At 40.1% G+C, this 25,076-nt stretch carries 21 protein-coding genes and 1 pseudogene; 9 read left to right on the top strand and 13 right to left on the bottom strand.

Going from position 1 to position 25,076, the window contains the following annotated elements; genetic code table 11:
- Positions 1-117 precede the first annotated feature (117 nt).
- The gene (locus ACLLO5_RS20285) at positions 118-828 is read left to right on the top strand and encodes a GDYXXLXY domain-containing protein (RefSeq protein ID WP_413172295.1); all 711 of its coding nucleotides are present in this window, start codon (positions 118-120) and stop codon (positions 826-828) included.
- An 80-nt stretch (positions 829-908) separates the two neighbouring features.
- On the opposite strand, the gene ACLLO5_RS20280 is transcribed toward ACLLO5_RS20285, so the two are convergent.
- The 8 genes from ACLLO5_RS20280 to ACLLO5_RS20245 all read right to left on the bottom strand — a co-directional run bounded on the left by ACLLO5_RS20280 (position 909) and on the right by ACLLO5_RS20245 (position 6,017).
- Entirely contained in the window at positions 909-1,148 is a 240-nt protein-coding gene (locus tag ACLLO5_RS20280; protein WP_413172294.1) for a hypothetical protein, read from the bottom strand.
- A gap of 77 nt (positions 1,149-1,225) precedes the next feature.
- Positions 1,226-1,537 carry an STAS domain-containing protein gene (locus tag ACLLO5_RS20275; protein WP_413172293.1) on the bottom strand — a complete coding sequence of 104 codons (312 nt, stop codon included), beginning with the start codon at positions 1,535-1,537 and terminating at the stop codon, positions 1,226-1,228.
- Between the two features lie 139 nt (positions 1,538-1,676).
- Complete coding sequence (locus tag ACLLO5_RS20270; protein WP_413172292.1) at positions 1,677-2,144, bottom strand: ATP-binding protein; 468 nt, start codon at positions 2,142-2,144, stop codon at positions 1,677-1,679.
- Positions 2,145-2,323: 179 nt separating this feature from the next.
- The gene (locus ACLLO5_RS20265) at positions 2,324-3,322 is read right to left on the bottom strand and encodes a sugar transferase (RefSeq protein ID WP_413172290.1); all 999 of its coding nucleotides are present in this window, start codon (positions 3,320-3,322) and stop codon (positions 2,324-2,326) included.
- 39 nt (positions 3,323-3,361) lie between these two features.
- Complete coding sequence (locus ACLLO5_RS20260) at positions 3,362-3,877, bottom strand: glycosyltransferase (RefSeq protein ID WP_413172289.1); 516 nt, start codon at positions 3,875-3,877, stop codon at positions 3,362-3,364.
- A 94-nt stretch (positions 3,878-3,971) separates the two neighbouring features.
- The gene (gene pssD / locus ACLLO5_RS20255; protein WP_413172288.1) at positions 3,972-4,436 is read right to left on the bottom strand and encodes a PssD/Cps14F family polysaccharide biosynthesis glycosyltransferase; all 465 of its coding nucleotides are present in this window, start codon (positions 4,434-4,436) and stop codon (positions 3,972-3,974) included.
- A gap of 47 nt (positions 4,437-4,483) precedes the next feature.
- On the bottom strand, positions 4,484-5,506 hold the full coding sequence (locus tag ACLLO5_RS20250; RefSeq protein ID WP_413172287.1) for a glycosyltransferase family 2 protein: 1,023 nt from the start codon (positions 5,504-5,506) through the stop codon (positions 4,484-4,486).
- 88 nt (positions 5,507-5,594) lie between these two features.
- Positions 5,595-6,017: a hypothetical protein gene (locus ACLLO5_RS20245; protein ID WP_413172286.1), complete on the bottom strand. Its 423-nt coding sequence runs from the start codon at positions 6,015-6,017 to the stop codon at positions 5,595-5,597.
- A gap of 45 nt (positions 6,018-6,062) precedes the next feature.
- On the opposite strand from ACLLO5_RS20245, the gene ACLLO5_RS20240 reads away from it, so the two are divergent.
- Positions 6,063-7,085, top strand: a complete 1,023-nt coding sequence (locus ACLLO5_RS20240; protein ID WP_413171541.1) for an IS4 family transposase — start codon at positions 6,063-6,065, stop codon at positions 7,083-7,085.
- Positions 7,086-7,114: 29 nt separating this feature from the next.
- Here the strand turns inward: ACLLO5_RS20240 and ACLLO5_RS20235 are convergent, their stop codons facing one another.
- Genes ACLLO5_RS20235 through ACLLO5_RS20220 form a run of 4 tightly spaced genes read right to left on the bottom strand, consistent with a single transcriptional unit; the run spans position 7,115 to position 11,083 of the window.
- Complete coding sequence (locus ACLLO5_RS20235; protein WP_413172285.1) at positions 7,115-7,756, bottom strand: glycosyltransferase family 2 protein; 642 nt, start codon at positions 7,754-7,756, stop codon at positions 7,115-7,117.
- The gene (locus tag ACLLO5_RS20230; RefSeq protein ID WP_413172284.1) at positions 7,753-9,030 is read right to left on the bottom strand and encodes a lipopolysaccharide biosynthesis protein; all 1,278 of its coding nucleotides are present in this window, start codon (positions 9,028-9,030) and stop codon (positions 7,753-7,755) included. Before ACLLO5_RS20230 ends, ACLLO5_RS20235 begins: the two co-directional genes overlap by 4 nt.
- Positions 9,027-10,025 (bottom strand): glycosyltransferase family 4 protein, encoded by a 999-nt coding sequence (locus ACLLO5_RS20225; protein WP_413172283.1) that lies wholly within the window; start codon positions 10,023-10,025, stop codon positions 9,027-9,029. Before ACLLO5_RS20225 ends, ACLLO5_RS20230 begins: the two co-directional genes overlap by 4 nt.
- Positions 10,022-11,083 (bottom strand): polysaccharide pyruvyl transferase family protein, encoded by a 1,062-nt coding sequence (locus tag ACLLO5_RS20220; RefSeq protein WP_413172282.1) that lies wholly within the window; start codon positions 11,081-11,083, stop codon positions 10,022-10,024. The genes ACLLO5_RS20225 and ACLLO5_RS20220 overlap by 4 nt, the downstream gene beginning before the upstream one ends.
- Positions 11,084-11,905: 822 nt before the next feature.
- Here ACLLO5_RS20220 and ACLLO5_RS20215 point away from each other — a divergent pair.
- The 6 genes from ACLLO5_RS20215 to ACLLO5_RS20190 all read left to right on the top strand — a co-directional run bounded on the left by ACLLO5_RS20215 (position 11,906) and on the right by ACLLO5_RS20190 (position 20,983).
- Positions 11,906-12,934 carry a polysaccharide biosynthesis/export family protein gene (locus tag ACLLO5_RS20215; protein ID WP_413172281.1) on the top strand — a complete coding sequence of 343 codons (1,029 nt, stop codon included), beginning with the start codon at positions 11,906-11,908 and terminating at the stop codon, positions 12,932-12,934.
- Entirely contained in the window at positions 12,931-14,328 is a 1,398-nt protein-coding gene (locus tag ACLLO5_RS20210; RefSeq protein WP_413172280.1) for a GumC family protein, read from the top strand. Before ACLLO5_RS20215 ends, ACLLO5_RS20210 begins: the two co-directional genes overlap by 4 nt.
- Positions 14,329-14,348: 20 nt before the next feature.
- Positions 14,349-15,674 carry an O-antigen ligase domain-containing protein gene (locus ACLLO5_RS20205; protein WP_413172279.1) on the top strand — a complete coding sequence of 442 codons (1,326 nt, stop codon included), beginning with the start codon at positions 14,349-14,351 and terminating at the stop codon, positions 15,672-15,674.
- Between the two features lie 73 nt (positions 15,675-15,747).
- Positions 15,748-16,317, top strand: a complete 570-nt coding sequence (locus ACLLO5_RS20200; RefSeq protein ID WP_413172278.1) for a heme NO-binding domain-containing protein — start codon at positions 15,748-15,750, stop codon at positions 16,315-16,317.
- Complete coding sequence (locus ACLLO5_RS20195) at positions 16,307-19,741, top strand: response regulator (protein WP_413172277.1); 3,435 nt, start codon at positions 16,307-16,309, stop codon at positions 19,739-19,741. The genes ACLLO5_RS20200 and ACLLO5_RS20195 overlap by 11 nt, the downstream gene beginning before the upstream one ends.
- 27 nt (positions 19,742-19,768) lie before the next feature.
- Entirely contained in the window at positions 19,769-20,983 is a 1,215-nt protein-coding gene (locus ACLLO5_RS20190; RefSeq protein ID WP_413172276.1) for a SpoIIE family protein phosphatase, read from the top strand.
- On the opposite strand, the pseudogene ACLLO5_RS20185 reads toward ACLLO5_RS20190, so the two are convergent.
- Positions 20,980-21,189: pseudogene (locus tag ACLLO5_RS20185) on the bottom strand (hypothetical protein); the annotation flags it as partial. The gene ACLLO5_RS20190 and the pseudogene ACLLO5_RS20185 sit on opposite strands and share 4 nt — an antisense overlap.
- 87 nt (positions 21,190-21,276) lie before the next feature.
- Between ACLLO5_RS20185 and ACLLO5_RS20180 the strand changes: the two are divergent.
- Positions 21,277-25,065, top strand: a complete 3,789-nt coding sequence (locus ACLLO5_RS20180) for a PAS domain-containing protein (RefSeq protein WP_413172275.1) — start codon at positions 21,277-21,279, stop codon at positions 25,063-25,065.
- Positions 25,066-25,076 lie beyond the last annotated feature (11 nt).

The following is a 25,076-nucleotide window of genomic DNA, read 5'->3' as shown; positions in this document are numbered from 1 at the left end:
CTCTGCGTTAAAAATCCTATTAGTAATAGGGAATAGGGAATAGGGAATGAGTTTGATCATCACCAATTACCAATTACCAATTACCCATTACCCATTACCAATTACCCATTATCTATTATGACAAATAACTCGCCTGAACCTAAAAAAACCTTAACTCCAGAGAAAGAGTTTTCTGAAAAATTAACTTTTCGGGATTACTTAATAGCTACTGAACAAAAAGCTAATCAGCCGTTACCGATTTGGCGATTAATTGCTCCTTTGATGGCGCAAATTGGATTAATTTTGGCAGTTCCTACCCAAGCTATGTATACGGAAGTGACTGGTAAATCGGTCATTTTGCAAACTATACCTGCATATTCTAATAATTTGTTGCAGGGTTCGTCTTTGTCCCTTGATTATAATATTTCCCGCAATGAGACTTTGAGACGATTACCTGGTTGGAGAGATTGGGTAAGACAAAATTCTCTGAGAAATGGACAAATAAATCAAGGAAGTATCTTGTATTTGATTTTACAAGAACAAGAGTATTTTAATCGTAGTGTTCCTAGAGCTTGGAGACCAGTACGTATAAGTAGCGATCGCCCCATGTATTTACCCAATAACCAGGTGGCTTTAAAAGGGAGTTATCAAGATGGGTTGATTAATTACGGTTTGGAAAACTATTTCATTTCTGAAGAACAAAGACAGCAGATTAATAATGATCTGTTGCAAACACAGCAAAACAGAGATGGACGGAGATCACCAATAGTTGTAAAGGTGAAAGTTGATCCTCAAGGTAATGCTGTGCCAACGAGTATGTGGATAGGCGATCGCAATTATCGCTTTTAATCTTGATCAGTTATTTGGTTATCAGTCATCATTTATCGGGTTGTTCACTGTCTGTTGTTTCCTGTCTTATGGTTCGTGTCTTATGGTTCGTGTCTTAGATTCCAGGCTGCACCAAAAGCGGCCCCAGCACCGGCTAATAATCCCGTACTCATGCCTTGAATAGTTCTCTCTACTTGGCTTTGGGTCAGACATTCGCTAGTGACGGTATCAGCATTTAAGCACATTTTGCTTTCTGCCCATCCAGAAGTTCCGCCTAAAATGACACCAGATACACTACAGGAAACAACAAGAAGTAACAAGCGTTTCGTTTTTCTATCCATAGATGGATGTGTGAAATAGAGGAGTGAGTTATCTTTCCAGCTACTCTACACTGTTTTGGCAACTTCTGAACACAATCTTAAGCAGATTTGAACGATGCCTGATTAGGTAACACCTCAAAAATCTGATTTGTGTTAGTCATCTCAAAGATCATTTTTATTTGCTCGTTGATAGAACAAATGACCAATCTAGCATTTTTTTGTCGAACGGTTTTTAGGGTCATTAGCAAGGCACTAAAACCAGAACTATCCATAAATGTAACATCTTGAAAATCAATCAATATAGTGTTGATATCTGATGCCACAAGTTCTTCCACTTCTTGACGAACTTGATTACCATTCTTGCTATTGAAAATACCTTGAGGCTGAATCACTTTTATTTGCGAATTCATAAATGTACCTGAAATAGACATCTTGAGTTTTTGGTAATGTTAATTCACAACACCTTTGAAAAGGTATCACACAACAAGCATAAATTAACCACCATTTTCAGGAAGGCTAAAAGATATTGTATGTTTGAGGAATTTAGCTTTATGAAATAGCTATTTTTTTGTTTAATAGTAAGCAGTTTCTATTATCCAAAGTGCGGGTGTAACTAATTGTCCAGCCATAGTCTTTTCTGAGCTTTAGTAAAAAAATACAACCCCATTGAGATTCATGTTCTAAAGGATTAAATTCAATTTGGCTAGTTTCTTGATTGACATTTTCCATGGCTGCTTCTAAATCGAAAAAAGCACCTTGATCCCAAATGCGAATTTGGAAATATTCAGGGGATATTTGTACTTCTAAATCAACAAGAGTTTCAGGACTAAGATGTTGGTGAGCATGACGAACTACATTTGTAAAACCCTCCAGCAAAGCAGTCTGTCCTTCCAGCCAGATTTGATAAGATATCTGTGTATATCTGAATTGATCAAACCATTCTACAACTGTTGCCATTTCGTCAATATCGCTGACCACTTGTAGATGAGAATTATGGAGCAATAAATTTGTATCCATGAAGATTTATTAAAAAGGTAAGCTGTTTTCAAGCAAGAATTCAGGAGTCAGGAGTCAGGAGTCAGAATGTTTGAGAAATTGGTTCATGATCAAAGTAGGTATTTTTGGCATTAGCCCCAAAAAGCTTACTTTTGATGGCTCATAGCTGAATACTTACGTTTTAAATTAATAAAGGCATATTATACAGCCCCTGAATCCTTGTTGAAAACCACAACAAATGTTTTTAAGATAAGTTTAAAATCGTAACTGAGACTCCAATTTTCTTGGTAGCGCAAATCCAGTTTAATCACATCTTCAAAATTACGAATTTTTGAGCGTCCATTAACCTGCCATTCACCACTCAGTCCAGGTCTGACATCAAACCGTTGCCAATTCAGAATATCATATTGTTCTAATTCATCGGGAGTGGGTGGACGAGTACCAATTAAACTCATATCTCCGGTGAGAATATTCCAAAATTGAGGAAATTCATCTAAACTAGTTTTGCGAAGAAAACGACCAACGCGGGTAATGCGGGGGTCATTGTCATTTTTGAAAAAAGCACCAGAAGCTTGATTAGTAATGGTAGATTTGAGAACTTCTGCATTTGTCACCATGGAGCGAAACTTCCAAATACGAAACTGTCGTCCCATCCAACCACAACGAGTTTGACTAAACAATATAGGGCCAGGACTATCAATTTTAATCGCGATCGCAATGGGAACGAACAGTACAGCAGTCACACCCAAGCCTAAAATCGCTCCTACAATGTCAATTGCGCGTTTAATGGGCGATCGCACTGAAGCATGGGTTAAAGGTGGACGCTGTTGAGATTTGCGACTTACAGTAGGAATAATTGCCTCGGTATCAGGTTCAACATTCAAGATCTTATCCAAACCAACCAGGGAAAACGCCAATTTCACCTGGGGATTCACACTCCACACAGTTAAGTGAATTTTCTTAGCTTTTGCCGATTTGATATTAGTAATCAGTGAACCAATACCACTACTATCAATAATTGTCGTTTGACCAAAATCTAAAATGATTTGAGTAATACTGACATCTTCTAACCATGTTTGAAAATACTTCCGAAAAGACACAGCTTCTATCACAGTTAATCGGCATGGTAACTGCACCAAAAGCGTATTATTAAAACGAGTAGTTGTTAAAGGTGCAATGGTTTTGATTTTAGCAGTCATGATTTTTATCTATTTAAAGTTTTGTTATTTAATCTCTTGTCACCGTTGACCTGTCACCAGTAACCTATCATCCTTGATAGTTTGACCAAAGCGAGATTGTAAACTCTGACAAAGAGCGATCGCACTAGCATGAGAAACATCTGCAATAGAAGCCTTTCTAGGAGCATCTATAAATCTCACCAAATCACCAGGACACCAAGCCACAGGAACATTCATTTGTGATAGTGCTAAACCGAGTTCTACTTGATGATCATCAACGTGTTCTTTAAACTCCTGACTACGAGAAACCAAAATATAAGGCTTATCCAAAGAATCTAAAAGTAGCAAAGTTCCCTCACCACAATGAGCAATCACAATTCGCGCTTGCTTGATCAAAGCTTGAAACTTCTCTTCCTTGAGAAAACGGTAAACCTTTGCACCCGCAGGTAAAATAGTGGAGTTCCCATACTGAACAATCACTTCATCCTGAATCATTTCCGTTTTTAACAACACCTCAATCCATTGCATGAGGCGATTAAAAGGATATTGTTCTGTGCCAACTGTGACTAATATCATAAATTTGAAAGGTAATAAAGGTTGCTTGCTGAGATAGGTAAAATTTGAAAGGTAACAGTAGTTTGATAACTTTTATGCGTGGCAATATATTCTATTAGTTCATACTGAAAATTTCTTGGGGAATTACAAGTTCAGCTTGAGGATAACGGGTTTGCAATTGTGGCCACTGCACATATAAAACGCTGAGAAAAGGTAAAACCAACTTAGCCGATAAGCTTAAAGTATTAATCCGAGTAACGGATTCAATAAATACAGTTTTACTACCCAATAATTTGCCCAAAATTAGAAAAGGAACAGCAACACCAGCACCAGTGGAAATAATTACATCTGGTCGAGTTTGCTTAATTAATCGCCAAGACAACAGCATATTTCTAAACAAATTGGGAAGATTACGATTGGTAGGACTATAAGCCCAATAAACCTTTTCTCCAGTTAACTCAGCTTCTGTCGTTGCAGTCCGAAAAGTCACCCAAATTCGCTCTTGATTTTCCCAAAAAGGACGTAATTGTTGCAGAGCTTTAAAATGTCCACCAGAAGAACAAACTAATAAAATTGTCATAATTGGTAATTGGTAATTGGTGATTGGTATTAAAAAGAATTTATTCACTAACTAATTTGTTCTTTTTGAATACGTTTTTGCTGATTTGTTCCAGTGATTTGCATAATTAATTTCTCTAACCACTGGTAGGTAGATTTTGGTAAAAACCATAATAGATAGGCAGCAATCATAGAGATAAAAGTGCGTCGAGGTTCTTCTAAAATAATCTGCCAATGTGTAGCCAAAGCTTGGTGTAATAAACTAACTGCTATTTTAGGCGATCGCGCTCTTATTGCTCGTCGTCCCAAATATCGTAATTGATAGGCTCTCGCTTTATTACCCCATTGCTTAATAAACTCAGGATTATAGAGTTTAGTTTTTACAAGAATTTGCTCCCAAGATTCATATTGCTTGAGAAGATTAGCCGACAAACCACCACTATTTAATCTATAGAGAGTCAGAGCTTCGGGAATACCTTCTATTACCCAAGTTGTTTGTAGAGCAATACGTAACCAACATTCAATATCCTCAGACTGACGAAAACGATCATCAAAATAAAAATCTTCCACCTCCCCATAAAAATTACCTTGAAATTTAATATCCATCAAAACATCCCTACGGATTACCACCGAAGAGCCATTACTAATAGGATTACGACAAAACAAATATTCAGGAGTGATATTTGTTAACTTAGGCATTTGATAAATTGCCAAAGGTTTACCTTGGTCATCAATAAATCGAGAACGGGAAAAACTCACTCCCACATGAGGACAACTTTCCAAATGCTGAAGATGTTTTTCTAACTTTTCTGGCAACCATATATCATCACTATCAACAAAACCTAAAAACTCTCCTTGTGCGTGACGGATTCCAGTATTTCTTGCCCCAGCTAAACCACGATTTTTTTGATGAATAATCTTAATTCGTTCATCCTGAAACTGCCGACAAATTTCAATACTTTTATCAGTCGCACCATCATCAACAATAATAATTTCCAAGTCGCGGTAAGTTTGCTCTAAGACAGACTCCAGTGTTTCCGCAACCGAACTTTCAGAATTATAAACAGGAATAATCACAGATATTTTAGGCATGATCTTAATAGGTGATAGGGAGCAGGGGGCAGGGGAGCAGAGGGGCAGGGGGGCAGGGGAGTAGGGAAAAGAGATAAATTTTGAGTTGTTAATAGACATCTCTTTCTGTGACTTTGCGCTTCCTCTGCGTGAAAAAAATCTTCTCCATTACCCAAACCCCAAACACAGCTATCAAAGTCAATAAACTCCGTCGTGGCTGATGAAATAACAACCGCCAATCAGAAGCCAAAGCACGGGTCATAAAATCCACCCCCACTTCAGCAGGTAAATGCAAACGAAAAGCCCGTCGAGCCAGATAACGCAAATGCAGAGCTTGAGCTAAAGCAAAATGATCCTCAACTAATTGCGGAGCATAGATTTTCGCCTTTTGGACTAGTTGATTCCAACCCGCTTCCATGCGATACAAATTCGATGACAACCCAGCCGAACTGGTACGATAACGAGTTAACACCAGATTTATCCCCGCACAGAAGTGTTGAATGTTAATAAAAGCCTGATAAAAATAGCCCAAAATATGTTAAATTTTGGGCGAAGGATTAAAATATTTTGATTAACCATGATCATAAACTCATTTCCCAAGATTGTCAAAAATATCCTGGGAGGGCTACCCAAAAATGATTATCCTGTTTTGAACAGCCGTCTTTTTGTTGAGTGTTGGTTGGCTTATGCTCTGGATAATAGCTTAACGAGTATGCGGGATTTATTTAAACGATTAAATAATACAGGATTTGATGTAGATATTTCCACATTTTCCAAAGCCAACACTCATCGAAGTCAAGAAGTATTCCAGAAAATTTATCATCAATTAAATCAATTAGTCCAGAATAAAGTCCACAAAAAGTTACATGATAAATATGCAATATGTCCAATTGATTCAACAATTATTACATTGACAAGTAAGTTGCTATGGGTGCTAGGTCATCATCAAGTAAAACTGTTTAGTTCCCTTAATCTGTCAACAGGCAGTCCAGAAGATAATTTGATAAATTTTGGTCATGACCATGATTATAAATTCGGTTCATCAATGATGTCTAATTTACCACCAGATGCAGTTGGGGTAATGGATAGAGGATTTGCGGGGCTAAATTTTATGCAAGAGTTAGTGCAAAAAGACAAATATTTTGTAGTGCGAATTAAGAATAATTGGAAACTAGAATTTGAATCAGAAACTGGATTAGTCAAAATCGGTTCATCGACCGATGCTCCCGCTTACAGGGTAATTAATTTTTGTGATTTAGAAACGAAAACTGAATTTCGGTTAGTCACGAATTTACCTGCCGATGGAGAGGCAGCAGTTACAGATGATGAAATCAGAGATATTTATCGTTTACGGTGGGGAGTTGAACTGTTATGGAAATTTTTAAAGATGCACTTAAAACTGGATAGATTAATTACCAAAAATGTTAATGGTATTGCCATTCAAATCTATGCTAGTCTCATCGCTTATCTGATTTTACAACTTGTCTCTGTTCCGAAAGAATGGGGTGAAAAGATGTTAGATAAATTCCGCTATCTTCAAGCTTGTATGTGTCAACAAATCAGTTATGTTCATTGGATGGAACATATTATGAAATGTTGACATTTTCACCCTTGATAGTACTACTATACTTAAATATGTAAAGTTTTGTAACGACATTCAACATTTCTGATCCCCGCAATTTCCCAAACACCAGTGCATAAAACCCGCAGTAACCATTCCAAATCTTCCGAATAACTCATATCAGGAGAAAAGCCTCCCACTTGAGCAAATACTTCTCGACGTACCACCCAATTAGAAGTAGTAGTAGTAGGATTTTCTGAAAGTAAATGTTCTGGTTTTAAATTAGTTAAACGGGAACTAGAAACCTGTCCAGTTGGTTCACCTGCTTGATTTAATATTTCCACCTGAGCAAAGCTCACCCCTAAGCGGGAGTTAGATTGGAAATGTTTCAGGTGTTGTTGAAGTTTATCGGGAAGCCATTGATCATCAGCGTCCAGAAAAGCAATAATTTGACCTTTGCTTTTTTCAACTCCCAAATTACGAGCCGAAGAAACTCCTTGATTTAGTTGATGAATTAAATGAATACGATGATCTGTTTCTTGATATTGTCTGATAACTTCAACTGTGTCATCCGTAGAACCATCATTAATGATTAATAATTCCCAATCAGAAAAAGTTTGTTGTTGAACAGATGTGATTGTTGCCGATAAAAACTGAGCAGCATTGTAGGCGGGAATAATTGCTGTCACCATGGGTTTAATATTTGTCATGGGTTGACTTCCTGCAAGAATTTGGGTAATTTTTGCCGTGTTGCCCATAAGGTGTATAGAGGCTGTAAAGTTAGGTGAGTTAGCATCACAGCTACCGCAGCCCCCACAATTCCCCAGTTTGTACCCACACAAATAGTAGTGGCCAAACACGCAGTAAAGAAGAGATTCCAACGCAATTCAATTTCTGGTTGACCAAAGGCACGAAACATTAAAGAAGCAGCATCAGCAAAGGGACGGGATAAAGCCGAAAAACAAATTAGAATGAGGATAGATACTGCTCCTCTTTCTACCCATTTCTGCCCAAATATTAGGGGAACATAGAAGGGGGCTAAACTAGATTGAAAGATTACCAAAGGTACAATCATCAAAGCTATTTTGCGGAGACTTTGCAGATAGCGTTGGATAAATAAAGTTGGTTGAGAATTAAGATCACATAGGTCAGAAAATAATGAAACTCTTATAGCATTTATTACACTTAAACTAATTCCTAATCCGGCATTAAATGCAAAATAATAAATTCCTAAAGCTTCTACACCAACAAAGCGACCTATCAAAAGATAATCAACATTTTCCCGAAAAATTGTCAGTAATTCTACGCCTAGAATACGACTAGCAAATGATGTAATTTGTTTCCATTTATCAAAAGTAAAAGATTTGGTCATCCGCCAAGGATGATATTTAAAGGTGAGAATAATCCAAATGGGTGCTACCAAAAACTTTGGTAAAACAATTGCCCACATTCCCATACCGGAAAGAGCAAATATGGCTGTGAGAATGTTATCTGTGGATACTTGCACCGAACTAATCAAGGCAAGAATATTTAAGCGGTTTTCTCTTCTAATTAGGGCTGTTTGCACCATTGCCAGAGGATAAATTAGGTAAGTAATGGCAATGAGACAGATGGGGAGAATGAGATGGGAATTATTGTAGAATTGTGCGATCGCTAATGATGCCAAACATTGAACTGTTAATAAGACCACAGCGATTAACCAGTTTAAGCCATAGGCAGTTCTGCATAACTCCTCCACTTCGTCGGCTTCTGCTTGCACGATTTTGTCAGCTATTCCGTTACGGGTGAAGACGCGAATAAATTCATAAGTCATCAACACAATGGCGGCTAAACCATAATCTTCCGCACTCAGAAAACGAGCCAAAATGACGGTGGTAACAAGACGAAATACTCTAATTACTAATTCAGAAGCCCCCATCCAGCCAATGTTACGAACAAAGCGGTCTTTTTTGAAAGAGGATAAAGTTTGAGCTAAACCTTTCATGTCAATTCCTCCAGCAAGCTTTCCCAGTTAGCTAGGTAAGTTTGCCAAGAATTGATTGCTGAAGCTTTTCCCTGTTGTCCCTTATGCTCTAATTTGGTAGCAGATAAATCAGCTAATTCCTGAATTGCTTTAGCTAATGCTATGGGATTTTCTGGGGGAATAAGCAGTCCAAAATCTTGAATTTGCTCGCTCAAACCATCCACCGCTGAAGCAATAATCGGTTTACCAGCAGCCCTGGCTTCTAAACAAACATTACCCCAAGGTTCCCAACGGGAGGGAATCACCACGGCATCGCATTGAGTTAAGAAAGCCGGGACATCATCAATGCGTCCCACAAATTCAATGTTGGGACAGTCGGCAGCTAATTGTTTTAATTTGGTTTCGTTTGCTCCTCCACCACCAATTTTTAATTTAATTTGGCTAGGAGGAAGTTGTTTAACTGCATGAATGAGAACATCAAAGCCTTTTTGAACAGAAAATCTGCCATAAGCCCCTAAAACAAATGGTTGATTTGGTAATCTCGGTTTGGGGGGAACATTGAAAAATGGATAAATTAGCCGGGAGAAGGGAATCAGGTTAATTTTGTCAGCAGGTGCTAGTTGGTTTTTGAGTATCCAATTTTTTTGCCCTTGGGAAACAGTCACTAAGCGATCGCACATCCCATAAGCCAGCTTTAACATTCCATGAAACCGATTGACTGAGGGAACATTAAAGGTTTCAAAACCTGCTGAATAATGATGTTCGTTAATTATTAACTTGGCTGAACGCCGTATTTTCCATAGCGGCAATAACCCCCGCCAGGAAGAAGCCGCATGAACTACAATCACTTCAGGGTGATGTTTGGAGATAACAGTGGATGCGGTTGATAAAGGCGCGGTAATAAACTCAAATTTTTCGGACAGGTAGGACTTTTCTAAACTGTTTAAAGTAGCTTTAATTCCTCCAGTCCAGCCCATGCCCTGACCGCCTACAAAATGGCAAATTTTTGGTTTCATGAGGGTAATACTCGGTTATAGCAATTTTGAAAATCCTGTTTGACCTGTTGACGAATTGCTTGATGGTCAAAGCTAGTAGCAGCAGTAGCAGCGATCGCATCCCAATGTATATCTGGGTTAAATTTTTCTAAGCTGCAACCAGGAATGTGTAACCGTTTGGTTAAATCCCTACCTTTATTCGAGTAGTACAAGTTAAAAGGAACTCGACCACTAGCCAAGGCTAAAACTGATGTATGATATCTGACCGCCACAATCAGACGACAAATAGCTAATGCACCCATGACCAATTCCCATTTGGCCAAATCACTATTCACCGCAAAGGGATTGAATATTTGAATTTGTGGTACTTGTTTTTTAATTTCTTCTGCCATTGCTAAGTCATTATCAGCACCGTAAGCTTGGGACTGAATTAGTAATACAGGTTGATATCCCTGTTGGCAGCATTTCCGACTTAAAGCCACAAATTGTTGTTGAAATTGCTGATTGTCATGGCGATACATGGAATCAAATGTCCGCAGAGAAATCAAAGCGGCTGAATCCGGCTGAATTGCCAATGAGTGTAAAATCTGTTTGGCTTTTTCTTTGGCTTGTTCACTGACCAATAAGGCAAAAGCCGCATCAAAAGATAAAATTGCGGGAATTCCAGCTTTAGTTAAACGTTGATGGCTTTCGACATCTCGCACGCAAACAGCAGCCAACCGACGCAAGCATAAGGTCAAAGCTTGAAAACTCAAACCATGACAGGAACGCGGAATTGATTGACCAAACACAAAAGTATGCTTGGGCGATCGCCTTAATTGCCGCAAATTGCTAATGAAAGATTTGGTAATTAGTCCTTCACGGGCATTATTAAAAATATCCCCACCGACACTAATATAGGCATCACAATGCCTAACCTTCGGCACAATGTGCAGACCGGGAATGTACTCCGGTTTTGAATCTTGGAATTGAGCCACAACTTCAGCCTCAGATGCTAGAGCAGTTAAGGCGCTATAAATGGCTGCATCACCAATATTTAGAGTTGAATAAGTGTTTACCAGACCAACAGTGAGTCCCATAATGGTGATTCTCAAAATTAATTGACTGGTAGATGCCCGATAACAATACTTTGGGTTAAGCCACAACGCTACCCAACAAAAGCTTTGATTATTGGAGTTTCCTTAGAAAAAAGGGAATAGGGAATAGGGAGGATGGGGAAGATGGGGAAGATGGGGGAGATGGGGGAGATGGGAGAAATAGGGGGCAGAGGGAAAATTTCTTCTTATTCTTCTTATTCTTCTTATTTTCCTGAACTCCTGACTCCTGACTCCTGACTCCTGACTCCTGACTCCTGACTCCTGCCTCCTGACTCCTGCCTCCTGCCTTCTGCCTCCTGCCTCCTGACTCCTGACTCCTGACTCCTGCTTGCTGTCAACGGCTTTCCCCCCGAAAAGCCACTGGGTTGCTGTGATTGCTGATTGCTTTTTGATTAGTAGATGTTTAGCACTTCCTGAGATTTAGCAAACAGCGTTACTGAGAAGAGATGCATTCTTTTAACAAACCTGTATTATTTTTATATACTTAATTTAGCTCAACTGTCAAATAAAAATTTGTATAATTTTGATAATTGATTTCTCGGTAATTCAATAATTTCATTTCACTAATTACCCTGATTTATATCAGTAATTGGAATCGGAAATTACGTAATTTCGCTCCTTGCCGTTGGCTGAATAGGCAGTTAAATTGGGAAAAAGGGGTTTTTGGTATCTACAATGATACAGTAAAATAAATATTTAGTTATTAGGGCATTCAAACTAGATTTTCTAGTTGTAAATACTATTAAATTTAGTCTTTAATTCTCATTAATTTCCGTAGTAGATACTTAAGTATTTTCTCTGATCATGCTTAAACGTTTAATTTTTAATACCATACTTGCAACCTTAACTTTGTCAACACCTAGTTTGGCATTGCCCCTATCTCCAGGCGATCGCGTCAAAGTAACTATTCCTGAAGGAGAAGAGTTTAGTGGAATTTTTGAAGTCAACTTAGAAGGCAATTTAGAGATTCCCTATCTCAACCCGTTACCTGTTGTCGGTTTAGAACCAGAACAAGTGGAGGAAAACCTGAACACAGCTTTGATTGATGGGGCTTTTTTCCAACCCTCTTTTCTCCGGGTGAGTTTGAGAGTGGTGCAATGGGCTCCAGTGGAGGTATTTGTGAGTGGGGCAACATTTTTGCCAGGAAGGGTATTTATCAATGAACCCTCTCCAGCCGAGAAAACACAACCTCCTGTACCAGTAGCGGGACAATATCCCCCCAACCGTTATATGGGAGCAGCTATCCGTGATGCAGGTGGAGTTAAACCGAATGCTGATATCAAAAACATTCAACTAATCCGCAACGGAGAAACCCGCATAGTGGACTTTTCGGGGGTGTTTACCGGTGAACCCTTTGTAGATGTGCCATTGATTGCAGGCGATCGCATCATTGTTCCCGATTCAGGAAAAATGCACAACGAACTCGTGCGTAGTTCCCAAATTACTCCTAGTGGGGTGAAAGTATTTCTGTCTAATCTCACCGTCCCAGCTACAGGTAATGCTGTTTCCGGGATTGGTCGTGATGCCACATCATTTCCTTATGGTTCTCGCTTTTCCCATGCAGTCACAGCAGCCAACTGTGTGGGAGGAACAAGAGGCACCAACGCCGAACGCAAAGCCATCCTGGTAACTACTGAGCAGTTGACTGGAAAAACTACGTATTTACAGCGTCATGTTAACGATTTACTGACAAATTCCACCAACGATGCCAACAACCCGTTTTTACAAGCTAATGATATTGTCGCCTGCTATGACTCCAGAGTTGTTCAAGTTCGGGATGTGATCCAAACCATCTTATCCCCTATTCCCATTTTGCGAGATTTGTTCAGATGATACAGCGGCTATTCATTTTCAACATGGCACCTCTGGGGAGTTTGCTTAAAGGTCGTTGGCTGCGCTATCTGATCCTCAGTGCATTAGGTAACACTTTGATTTGGGGGTCATCGCTCCAATATTTAAAAGTTACCAAACCTACCTACACCAGCGAGTGGGCTTTAATCCTTAGTAGTGGTAGTTTAGGCGTTAGTGTCAACCTACCAGGAATTGGTCAAGCATCTTCCTCCAGCGGTTCAGCTTTAGGCAGTTCCACTTATGATCCTAGAGAAAATTTAGAATATATTTTTACTAGCGAACCAGTTTTAAAAGATGCCGCAGCGATCGCTAAAATACCACCAGACAAATTTAACAAGCCGCGAATCAAACTGTTAAATAACACAACCATTATGCAGTTTGAAATCACTGGCAAAAGCCCCCAGGAAGCACAGCATAAATCCTTGGCGCTCTATCAAGCCATAGTCCGCAAAGTTAATGTCTTAAGAGCTACGGAAATTAGCCAGCGAGGAAAACCTTCCCAGGAAATACTGCTTTCTGCTCAACATAAATTAGAACAAGCGCAAAAACGGCTCTCGGATTATAAAATGCGTTCCGGTTTAAACTTCCCAGATCAAGTAGGTAATTTATCCACCAACATTGAGCAATTACGAAGACTGCGTGCAGAAACAAAAGCCCAAGAGCAGCTAAATAACAAACGAATACAGCAATTGTCCCAGGATTTAGGACTTTCCCCTGCCGAAGCAGCAACAGCTTTTCTCCTCCATGTAGACCAAATTTTTCAACAAAACCTCAAGGACTTCAGTGAAGCCACAACTTCCTTGGAAGTGTTAATGACCAAATTTGGTGTTAACCATCCCCAAGTAGTTAAAGAAAACAAACGCCAAGAAGCCTCTTGGAATGCCTTATTAGAGCGTAGTCAATACCTATCAGGAAAGCCTATGACTGCCACCACACTCAATCGTTTAGCCTTAGCTGTGAGCGGATCAGGGAGGGATACATTATTCCAGAGTCTGGTGTCTTCCCAATCAGATTACCAGGGACTCAAAGCCCAAGTCAAAGCCTTGGATGTAGCGATCGCTCAACTAGAAAAGCGTCTAGATAACCTCTCGCAAAAGCAATCTATCTTAGAAAACTTAAAGCGAGATCAACAAATCGCGGAAGCGACCTTTGCATCTACCCTCACCAAACTAGATTTAGGACAAGGAGACGTATTTTCTACCTATCCTTTGATTCAGATGGCAATGGAGCCTAGTTTGCCAAAAGAAGCCACCACCCCCAAAAAGAACTTTATCTTCGCTGGAGCAGCGGCTGGTTCAATATTTTCCACCCTTGGTCTGTCTTTACTGTGGATTCGTAAACCTTGGATCAAGAAATTATCCAAATTCATCTCTTGATCCCCACTATTGCCAACACTATGAAAACTAAGACCACAAAAGATCCCACAAAAAATGCCAATGAAGATGATATCCAGCCAGAGAATTTACCAGAAAAAGTGGTCTGGTGGGCGATCGCTAACACTTATGCCATCTGGGTTGTTGGGGGACTATACGTTGTCGGCGCTCTCCTGGGTTGGATACTACTACTGTTTTTACTCATCAAAATCCTCGCGCAAACTGAAGACACCCCAGACGAAGAAAAAATCACCATCTCCTTATCTTTGTGGGTTTGGATTATCGGAATGCTGATGATGGAAGTGGCATTAATAGCCGGACATCTCGACTACAATCTGGAGACAGGTCTAATCATCAAATCCTCCATTGGTTGGGCAAAAGGTTGGGCTGCATTAGCCCTTTATCCATTAGCAGGGTGCTTAAAAATCCGTCCCCAGATAATATATCGAGCCGTGTGTCTTGTAGGTTTTCACACCCTATTAATTATCCCTTTTTTACTGTTAGCACCCTCTCTGCATCTACCCCAAGTCCTTTACGTCTCACCACTCAAAGCCGTAGGGGGACCAGGTAATGAATTTTTTGATGTGCCTCTCTATGAAATTGATGGTAGCACGGGTGATTTACGCTGGCGGTTATTTACTCCTTGGGGTCCAGCATTAGGTTTTGTGGGCAATGTTAATTTTATGCTGGCCTTGCAAGAAAAAAATAAAAAATGGCGCAGGTTAGGACTAGCAGGATCAGTGATCATGTGTTTTGTGTGTAAATCCCGTATGGCTCAGGTTTGCATTGTTCTTATCCCCTTATTCACAAAAGTATTATCTGGTTTAGCTCGGCCAAAAATGCTCATAGGTCTAGGATTTTTTAGTTTCCTGAGTGGCATTTTTTCCCCATCAATCATCCTTGCTTTTAATAATTTTTGGGAAGGGTTCAAAGCAGCACGAGCCGGATCTACACGAGTACGTATGGCTTTGAAAGACATTGCTATCTATCGCTGGAAAACTGAAGCTCCCATTTGGGGACATGGTGTAGTCGAAGAAGGACCCCACATTGTTGAACATATGCCCATTGGTTCACACCATAGCTGGGCAGGTTTATTGTTTGTCAAGGGCATTGTTGGCTTTATGGCGCTAGCCATTCCCTTAGCTTTCAGTTTTTTTGATTTGTTAATTAAGTCAACGGACAGTAGACGACCTACGGCCAAAGTAGGCTTGAGTGTCGTGATGATTCTTTTTCTCTATACCTTTGGTGAGAATTTAGAAATATTGGTGTATCTATATTGGCCTGGATTATTAGCAATGGGTATTGGTTGTCAAGAAAAACCAAAAGATCCAGGGGGTGTAAGGGTGTAAAGAATATAAGGAAGGGTTTCCCCAATCACCAATCACCAATTACCAATCCCCTACTTTTATAGGATTTAAATCTATGTATGGTCTAGTTAACAAAGCAATTCAAGACATGATTTGCAAATACCACGGTGAAGATACCTGGGAAACTATCAAGGAAAAGGCTGAACTTGAAGATATAGACTTTTTTATTGGCATGGATGCTTATTCTGACGATATTACCTATCGTTTGGTCGCAGCAGCTTGTGAGGTATTGGGTATGGAGGCAGACGAAATACTCAAAGCCTTTGGAGAATACTGGGTGACTTACACAGCAGAAGAAGGCTATGGGGAGCTTTTAGATAGTGCTGGCAACTCTTTAGGAAAGTTTATGGAGAATCTCGATAATCTCCATGCACGAGTGGGTTTGAGTTTTTCTGAACTCCGTCCTCCATCTTTTGATTGCGAACACACCACCGAAAACTCTATGGAACTGCATTATCAATCCACTCGTCAGGGTTTAGCCCCAATGGTGATTGGTTTACTTCACGGATTGGGAAAACGTTTTCACACCAAGGTGGATATTACCCAAACCAGTTTTCGTGAACAGGGTGCAGATCACGATATTTTTTCTATTGAATATGAAGATTCTCAAGATCATGACCAATAAACAGGCTATTGAGTCAGAACAATTTAGTCTTAACCATGACCAATTTGCAGCTTTGTTTCCCTTCCATTTGGTCATAGATCGAGACATGAAGATTCTCCAGGCTGGGGGAGTGCTTCAGCGTATTCTTGAACCTGTTGTAATTGTTGATAGTTATCTAGAAGAACATTTCTGTATTACTCGCCCGAATTGTCCAGTTAGCTTTGCCGCCATTAGCCAACAAGTGCGATCGCCAAAGGCGGGGGTTTCCCCATCGCTCTTTCTGTTGCAATCCCATCACAAGGAAATGCAGCTAAAGGGACAGATGGTATATCTAGAAGCATCCGATCATCTGCTGTTTCTTGGTTCTCCCTGGATTACTGATATTGGCGATTTGAAAAAACTTGACCTGAAGCTTGATGATTTTCCTCTCTATGATTCTGTTGCCGATTATTTGTTTCTTTTACAGGCTAAGAACTCAGCCTTAGCTGATACAAAAAAACTCACTGCCAAACTTACATCACAGCGGGCTGAATTACGGGCAAAAGAATCAATATTGAGAACGGTGATTCAAAGTTTACAAGGTGGTGTGCTATTAGAAGACGAGAATCGAAAGATTATTTTAGCAAACCAGAAATTTTGTCAGCAGTTTAACATGACTGTTGATCCACAAGCATTAACAGGCATGGATTGTCAGCAAGCATTACAGACAACTAAACAACTGTTTGTTGACCCAGAAAAATTTATTGGCCGTGTAGATGAGATTATTGATCAAAATCAAATAGCTCTCAATGAAGAATACCATCTGCAAGATGGACGCATCTTTGAACAAGATTACATCCCCATTTTGGCTAACCAAAAATTGTATGGTCATCTGTGGAAATACAGCGATGTTACCCAACGCAAACAAGCTGAAAATGCTCTGAGGTTAAGTGAAGAACGGTTAAAACTGGCTCTCAATGCTGTAGATGAAGGACTCTGGGACTGGAATCTGGTGACTGGAGAAGTTTATCGCAGTCCCCGTTGGTTTACCATGCTTGGTTATGCTCCAGAAGAGTTAAACAATGATATCAAGCTGAAAATTCAGTTGATTCATCCAGAGGATCTGCCCCTCATGCAGCAGCGACTGATCGCACATCTCAAGGGGAAAACACCTTTTTATGAAGCAGAAGTACGGTTTCTGACCAAATCTGGAGAATGGAAGTGGATTCTGGATCGGGGTAAGCTAGTCGGCCGTGATTCCCAGGGTAGAGCAATGAGAATGGTGGGAACTCATATAGATATTACTGAACGCAAACTCTCCCAAGCTGCACTACAGCAGCAAAATGAAGAACTAAACCTAGCCAAGCAAGCTGCTGAAACGGCCAATATGGCTAAAAGCAATTTCCTAGCTACCATGAGCCATGAAATTCGCACTCCCATGAATGCCATCATTGGTATGAGTGGAATGTTATTAGATACTGCTTTGAATGCTGACCAACTTGACTGTGTAGAAACCATTCGTAATAGTGGCAATACATTGCTGACGATTATTAATGATATTCTTGATTTTTCTAAGATTGAGTCTGGCAATTTAGAGCTAGAAGCAGAGCTTTTTGATTTGCGTCTTTGTGTGGAAGAATCCCTGGAGTTATTGGCTCCCCAAGCTGCTTCTAAGGGGATTGAATTGATGTACCAACTGGAACCAGATACACCGACGGTTGTGACTGGTGATATTACCCGTTTGCGCCAAATTCTCTGGAATTTAATCAGCAATGCAGTCAAGTTTACAAATATTGGCGAAGTTGCGGTGACAATCACTGGTCGGCTGCTGGTTTCAACTTCTGCAAACTACGAGTTGCAGTTTGCAATTAGGGATACAGGTATAGGAATTCCGCGCGATCGCTTACATCGACTATTTAAACCCTTCAGTCAGGTTGATGTCTCTATGACTCGACGTTATGGTGGTACAGGTTTAGGATTAGCCATCAGCAAACGTCTGTGTGAGATTATGGGGGGAAGAATGTGGGTAGAAAGTAAAGTTAATCAAGGTTCTACTTTCTATTTCACTGTGATTTTGCCGGTTCCTACTTCTGTTATTAGTGCTTCCTTTGCCAATAATTCCTTTTTAGATAGCACAGCCGCATGGGTGCAAGGAAACGAGAGAGACGAAATTGCATCGGGAATCTTCAACTCGGATAGGAGTAATAGTCCTCTTGGTGTTGACCCGGAACTGGTCGGTAAGCGTTTACTTTTAGCAGTCGGAAACGCCAATTTAAGAAAATGCTTAACTATGCAACTTCAGAGTTTGGGTTTGGATGTCCAAGCTGTGGAATCTAATTCTACTATCCTGGAATATCTGTGGGATCAACAACCCTTTGCTCTAGCTATCTTGGATATTGATAGTCCAGATTTGAATGCTTTCAACCTAACAACTAAAATTCGTGATATCCCCAAACAACGGGATTTACCTTTGGTGATGTTGAGTTCTAAGGGTAAACAAACTTTGCAAGTGAAACAGGTAGCGGCTGAGTTTTCTGCCTTTTTACATAAACCGGTGCGTCAATATCAGTTACATAATACGCTGTTACAAATTGTTCGCACTGGGCGGTTGAGTGATGTTACTTCCCAATCTATTATTCCTTCTTACTCTCGTTTACCTAAACCAAATCTTCCTGTTGTTGATACTAAGTTAGCCGAAAGTTTACCTCTAAAGATTTTGCTGGTTGAGGATATCTTGGTTAATCAAAAAATCGCCCTCCAGATGCTGTATCGGTTAGGTTATCGCGCAGATGTGGCTAATAATGGTCGTGAAGCTTTAGAAGCTTTACAACGGCAGCTTTATGATGTGGTGTTTATGGATATCCAAATGCCAGAAATGGATGGGTGGGAAACAACTCTTCGCATTCGTGGAGATTTATCTTCTGTTGCTCAACCTTGGATCATCGCTATGACTGCCCATGCTCGTCTAGAGGCTCGCCAAGAGTGTTTGAATATTGGTATGGATAGTTATATTAGTAAGCCGATTAGTGTGGAAGCTTTAGAAGCTGTTTTAAAACAGTATGGTTCTCAGCGGGATGAAAATTTACGGCTGGTTACTGATACTGTATTGGTTGCTTCTCCTCAATCATCAGTTATTGATCACAGTGTGATTGAAGAACTACGTGCTATGGCTGGTAGTAATGGCGATCGCTTGATTGCAGAATTAATCCAAGTTTACCTGGAAGATACTCCAGCTAGAATCCAAGACATTAAAGATGCTGTTGCTACCAAGAATTGGAACAAATTCAAGAAATCGGCTCATGCTTTGCGATCGCCAAGTGTTAGTATAGGTGCAGTCAACTTGGGTCAAATTTGTGAGACATTAGAATATACTACACAAGATAAATCTTTACAAGAAATATCTGATTTAGTTAATCAGTTAGAGAGCGAATATAAAAATGTCATCATGGCTTTAAAAAGTTTTTAGATCATATCTGGTTGAACATCATTGCTAATGAACAATCAATCACCAACTATGCGGCAAATATCAGATTCTCAAATTAAAATTTTAGTGATTGATGATGATCGAATTATTCAAATAGTTCTTAAACAAGCACTGGAAGGACAGGGGTATGAAGTCATCCTTGCTTCCAATGGTCAACAAGGCATAGAACAAGCTTATAAGCACCATCCCGCTATGATTATTTGTGATTGGCAAATGGATGAAATGGATGGTTTAGAAGTATGTCGTAATATTAAATCCGAATTATCTTTATCAACAACATTTTTTATTCTCCTAACAAGTCGTACAACCGTTGAAGACAAAGTTGAAGGTTTAGATAATGGTGCAGATGATTTTTTAAGTAAACCGATTGAAATCAGTGAATTAAAAGCACGAGTTAGAGCCGGACTGAGGTTATATCAAAGTAATCAAGAGCTTCAAAGATTAGCTGAAGATCTACAAATTCAAAAACAGCTTTTAGAAACAGAATTACATGAAGCTGCTGATTATGTGACATCTATTTTACCTGCACCCATGTCAGGATTAGTCACCATCAATTATAGATTTTTGCCTTCTAATCAATTAGGTGGCGATTGCTTTGATTACTACTGGTTAGATGAAAAGAACTTAGTTATTTATCTGTTGGATGTTTCTGGACATGGATTAGCTGCTGCACTTCCTTCCATTTCCGTACATAATTTGTTGCGATCGCAAACTTTACTGTCAGCTAATTTTTATCAACCATCTGAAGTTCTCAATGCCTTGAATGAAGTTTTTCAAATGGAAAAGCATAACGCTCGATACTTTACCATTTGGTATGGAGTCTTGAACATTGAGTCTCATCAATTAACCTATTCTACTGCTGGACATCCACCAGCTTTATTACTTTCTCAATCAACCGATTCTAGTATAAATATCAAACAGTTAATTACTCCCAGTATGCCCATCGGAGCATTTGCAGAAGGAGAATATCAAAATGCCGTCTGTGAAATTCAACCAGCTAGTAAAATCTATGTTTTTAGCGATGGAGTTTATGAAGTTGAACAGCGTGATGGTAATCTGTGGAATTTGAAGAATTTTATCAATTTATTGACTAAATGCAATCAACAAGCTCTAGATTTAGACCATATTTTAGAAGCTATTAAAACTGCTACAGGTAGTAAAACATTTACAGATGACTGCTCTTTATTAGAAATAGGGTTTGCTGATAGTAACCCGACTGCTTAACGGACAGAAACCACAGCACAACTTAATGAGGGTGGTACTTGATGAAGAGATTGATCTGCTACCAACTCAATTTTGCCTTGGGTGTTACGATGCCAAGATGTGGCTTGAACAAGAACCTTTGGAGATGGGGGGATTTGTGTTGTAACGGTGCTATATTTGCGGTATGCAGAGATGTCACGAGTATCAGACCAAGTGCGATCGCTCTTCCCTGTAACTAGCAACTTGGGTTACTACATCAGCCGTCTTTTTATACTCTTTTTTTGCCTAAATCCCGTTATTTTATTTTATGATTTATGAGCCATCCTCTCTCCCTCACCGTCCTGCTAATTGATGATTGCCCCGAAGACAGGTACTTATATCGTCGCTTTTTGCAACAAGATAGCCTGTATACCTATCGGATTGTGGAGTGTGTAACAGCAACCAAGGCATTGAAATGGTGTCAGCAGGAGATACCAGATATCATTTTGCTGGATTATAAGTTGCCAGATGAAGATGGGCTAGAGGTGCTGGAGAAATTGAGGCAATACTTTACCAACAGTCAAACTTCAGCGATACTGCTGACAGGACACGGAAACGAAATGATTGCTGTCCGTGCGATGAAAAGTGGTTGTCAGGATTATCTCGTCAAAGACCAACTTACCTCTAATATTCTCCACCGAGCAATTCATCAAGCAGTTGAACGTATAAACCTGACCAGACAGCTACAACAAAGCCAAGAAAAACAACAAATAATTACGGCAGCAGCTTTACGAATTCGTCAATCTCTTAAATTAGAAGAAGTTTTACAGACAACAACAATAGAAGTGCGCCAGTTTCTCAAGGCAGACAGAGTATTGGTGTATCAATTTAATCCAGATATGAGTGGTACTATTGTTACGGAGTCAGTGCTGCCAAATTGGAGAGCATCTTTGGGAACACAGATTCAGGACACTTGTTTCCAAGAAGGTGCAGGTCAAGACTATCATCAGGGAAAGAAACGGGCAATTGATGATATTTATCAAGCGGATTTAACAGACTGCCATTTGCAGCTACTAGAACAATTTCAAGTCAAAGCCAACTTGGTAGTGCCGATTATTGTCACAGGGCAATTATGGGGATTATTAATTGCTCATCAATGTTCTGCACCACGTCACTGGGAAGCACAGGAACTGGAATTATTAGATCAACTTGCCGTGCAAATTGCGATCGCCATTCAACAAGCAAGTGCATATCAACAGGTACAGGCAGAATTAGCAGAACGCCAACGGATACAAAAGACTCTCCAAGAGAACGAAGAAAATTTTCACCAACTAGCAACAGCGGTGGAGGAAGTGTTTCTGATTCAAAATGCTGACTTTAGTAAAACAATTTATCTTAGTCCCGGATATGAACGCATCTGGCAGCGTCCTTGTGCAGAAGTGTACAAAAACCCGATGGTGTGGCTGGAATCTGTTTATCCAGAAGACATAAGTCGGTTACAAACAGAAATGCAGCAAGTGATATCTGGTCAAAAATGCCAAGCTGAGTACCGCATTTTTAGACCCAGTGGAGAATTACGCTGGATTCTCGTCCAGGCATTTCCAGTTTTTGATGATTCTGGCAAAGTTTATCGTACTATTGCCTCAGCCAAAGATATTACTGAACGCAAACAAGTAGCAATAGCATTACAAGCACTGAATCAGGAATTAGAAACTAGAGTAGAACAGCGTACAGCAGCTTTACAGGCAAGTGAAGAGCGTTGGCAACTAATATTGCGTGGTACTAATGATGGAATTTGGGATTGGGATACTAGAACCAATCAAGTTTTCTTCTCCACTCGTTGGAAACAAATGCGGGGCTTGAGCGACGATGAAATTAGCTACAACTTAGAAGAATGGTCAAGTCGCATCCATCCCGACGATTATGAACCGGTGATGCAAGCAGTAGCTGACCATTTTGCCCAAAAGACACCTTTTTTCCAAGAAGAATACCGAGTCAACCACAAAGATGGCTCCTATCTATGGATATTAGACCGAGGTCAAGCTTTATGGGACGACGCAGGTAATGTCATTCGCATGAGTGGTTCGGAAACTGATATTACTGAAAGCAAACAAAAGAAGGAACAGTTACGGAATCTTTCTGACAGACTGACATTGGCACTCCAAGCTGGAGAACTTGGCACTTGGGACTGGGATATGGTTCAGGAGGCAGAATGGGATGATCGAATGTATGAACTGTATGGTCTGCAACGCTCTGAGATTGAAGCCACTTATGAGAATTGGCGGAATGTAGTTCATCCTGACGATCTTCCTGAAGTTGAAGCTGCCCTTCAAGCCGCTATCAGAGGTGAAAAAGAATATAACAGAGAATTTCGGGCTGTCCATCCAGATGGCAGCATTCACTTTATTAGAGCCGCTGCCGTAGTTCAACGCAATGACCAGGGCGAACCAATACGCATGGTAGGTATTAACTATGATATTACAGAACGCAAAACAATAGAATTAGCCCTGCGAGAGAGCGAACGCCGTTATGCAGCTTTAACACAAGCGGCTCCTGTTGGTATTTTCCGGTTTGATACTATTGGTAATTGTCTCTATGTCAATGAATCCTGGAGTCAGATGACAGGTAGACCGACACAAGCAGCTTTGGGTCAGGGATGGATAGAAACTTTGCACCCAGAAGACCGCGATCGCTTGTTGCAAAAATGGTTTCAATGGTCTCAAACTGCCCAGCCTGGAGAACTCTTTTCTAACGAAGGTAGACATCTGCTGCCAGATGGTAGCATTACTTGGTTCTACAGCTGTGTTATAGCAGAAGCAAATGCCAATGGTAGGATTATCGGCTACGTTGGCACATTAACAGATATCACCGAACGGAAACAAGTAGAAACAAAAGTTTGGGAAACCAATGAGGAACTCAACAAAGTCAATGCGGAACTAGCACACGCTACTCATCTCAAAGATGAATTTCTGGCGAATATGAGCCACGAATTACGAACACCTCTGAATGCGATTTTGGGAATGTCGGAAGCCTTACAGGATGGTTTGTTTGGTGTGATCAATGAACGACAACTAAAGGCTATCTCTACCATCGAGCGTAGCGGTAGACATTTGTTAGAACTAATCAACGATATTCTCGATTTATCAAAAATTGAATCTGGCAAACTAGAACTAGACCTGAGTGATGTTTCAGTTCACAGCCTCTGTGATTCTAGTTTTGTCTTTGTCCGACAGATGGCATTGAAAAAAAATATTGCCCTTAAATCCCATATTGCCAACAACCTTGTTAGCCTTCAGGTAGATGAACGCCGGATGCGACAAGTTCTAATCAACCTGCTAAATAACGCCGTCAAATTTACAAAAGAAAACGGTTCTGTATCCCTAACAGTCCGCTTGGAAGAACCAGGGGAAGTAGAATCTACAGCTACGGTCAGTTCTGCTTTGTCTTCTCCTTTCCTTTGTTTCTCTGTTACAGATACAGGTATCGGTATTAACCAAGACGATATTAGTAAGTTGTTTCAAGCTTTTATCCAAGTTAATAGTAGCCTTAGCCGCGAATATGAAGGTACTGGTTTAGGACTAGCATTGGTGAAGCAAATTGTGGAACTACATGAGGGAACGGTTTCAGTTAGCAGTGAAGTGGGAAAAGGCAGTTGTTTTACTGTTCGTATTCCTTACCGTAGCAGCAATGAAAATTTAACAACAAAGGTAAATATTCCCTCACCTACTGAAATTGAATTATCACCACCATCTTTAAAATCTCCTGTGATTTTGATAGTGGAAGATAATCAGGTAAATATTGATACAATATTTGACTATTTGGAAAGTCGTGGATATCGTCTGATGACAGCCAACAATGGTCAGCAAGCACTGGATATTGCTGCAAATCAACGCCCAGACTTAATTTTGATGGATATTCAAATGCCCCAAATGGATGGGCTTGAGGCAATTCAACGCATCCGCAGGGATTTACAACTGGTTGATGTGCCAATTATTGCTCTAACCGCCCTCGCTATGCCAGGGGATAGAGAAAGTTGTTTAGCAGCAGGAGCAAATGAATATTTATCTAAACCTGTCAGACTTAAACAACTTGCAATCACAATTCAGCAACTTTTATCAAAGTAATACCCCCTCAT

Source organism: Anabaena azotica SJ-1 (genome assembly GCF_047275885.1).
In the GTDB taxonomy this organism is placed as follows: Bacteria; Cyanobacteriota; Cyanobacteriia; order Cyanobacteriales; family Nostocaceae; genus Trichormus_B; species Trichormus_B azotica_A.
The sequence above is the reverse complement of the archived record's forward strand: the minus strand, read 5'-3'. Positions and strand labels throughout refer to the sequence as shown.

Coding starts and splice junctions, on each gene's coding strand:
- ACLLO5_RS20285 (WP_413172295.1), top strand. CDS start 118: ATGACAAATAACTCGCCTGAACCTAAAAAAACCTTAACTCCAGAGAAA.
- ACLLO5_RS20280 (WP_413172294.1), bottom strand. CDS start 1,148: ATGGATAGAAAAACGAAACGCTTGTTACTTCTTGTTGTTTCCTGTAGT.
- ACLLO5_RS20275 (WP_413172293.1), bottom strand. CDS start 1,537: ATGAATTCGCAAATAAAAGTGATTCAGCCTCAAGGTATTTTCAATAGC.
- ACLLO5_RS20270 (WP_413172292.1), bottom strand. CDS start 2,144: ATGGATACAAATTTATTGCTCCATAATTCTCATCTACAAGTGGTCAGC.
- ACLLO5_RS20265 (WP_413172290.1), bottom strand. CDS start 3,322: ATGACTGCTAAAATCAAAACCATTGCACCTTTAACAACTACTCGTTTT.
- ACLLO5_RS20260 (WP_413172289.1), bottom strand. CDS start 3,877: ATGATATTAGTCACAGTTGGCACAGAACAATATCCTTTTAATCGCCTC.
- pssD (WP_413172288.1), bottom strand. CDS start 4,436: ATGACAATTTTATTAGTTTGTTCTTCTGGTGGACATTTTAAAGCTCTG.
- ACLLO5_RS20250 (WP_413172287.1), bottom strand. CDS start 5,506: ATGCCTAAAATATCTGTGATTATTCCTGTTTATAATTCTGAAAGTTCG.
- ACLLO5_RS20240 (WP_413171541.1), top strand. CDS start 6,063: ATGATCATAAACTCATTTCCCAAGATTGTCAAAAATATCCTGGGAGGG.
- ACLLO5_RS20235 (WP_413172285.1), bottom strand. CDS start 7,756: ATGACAAATATTAAACCCATGGTGACAGCAATTATTCCCGCCTACAAT.
- ACLLO5_RS20230 (WP_413172284.1), bottom strand. CDS start 9,030: ATGAAAGGTTTAGCTCAAACTTTATCCTCTTTCAAAAAAGACCGCTTT.
- ACLLO5_RS20225 (WP_413172283.1), bottom strand. CDS start 10,025: ATGAAACCAAAAATTTGCCATTTTGTAGGCGGTCAGGGCATGGGCTGG.
- ACLLO5_RS20220 (WP_413172282.1), bottom strand. CDS start 11,083: ATGGGACTCACTGTTGGTCTGGTAAACACTTATTCAACTCTAAATATT.
- ACLLO5_RS20215 (WP_413172281.1), top strand. CDS start 11,906: ATGCTTAAACGTTTAATTTTTAATACCATACTTGCAACCTTAACTTTG.
- ACLLO5_RS20210 (WP_413172280.1), top strand. CDS start 12,931: ATGATACAGCGGCTATTCATTTTCAACATGGCACCTCTGGGGAGTTTG.
- ACLLO5_RS20205 (WP_413172279.1), top strand. CDS start 14,349: ATGAAAACTAAGACCACAAAAGATCCCACAAAAAATGCCAATGAAGAT.
- ACLLO5_RS20200 (WP_413172278.1), top strand. CDS start 15,748: ATGTATGGTCTAGTTAACAAAGCAATTCAAGACATGATTTGCAAATAC.
- ACLLO5_RS20195 (WP_413172277.1), top strand. CDS start 16,307: ATGACCAATAAACAGGCTATTGAGTCAGAACAATTTAGTCTTAACCAT.
- ACLLO5_RS20190 (WP_413172276.1), top strand. CDS start 19,769: ATGAACAATCAATCACCAACTATGCGGCAAATATCAGATTCTCAAATT.
- ACLLO5_RS20180 (WP_413172275.1), top strand. CDS start 21,277: ATGAGCCATCCTCTCTCCCTCACCGTCCTGCTAATTGATGATTGCCCC.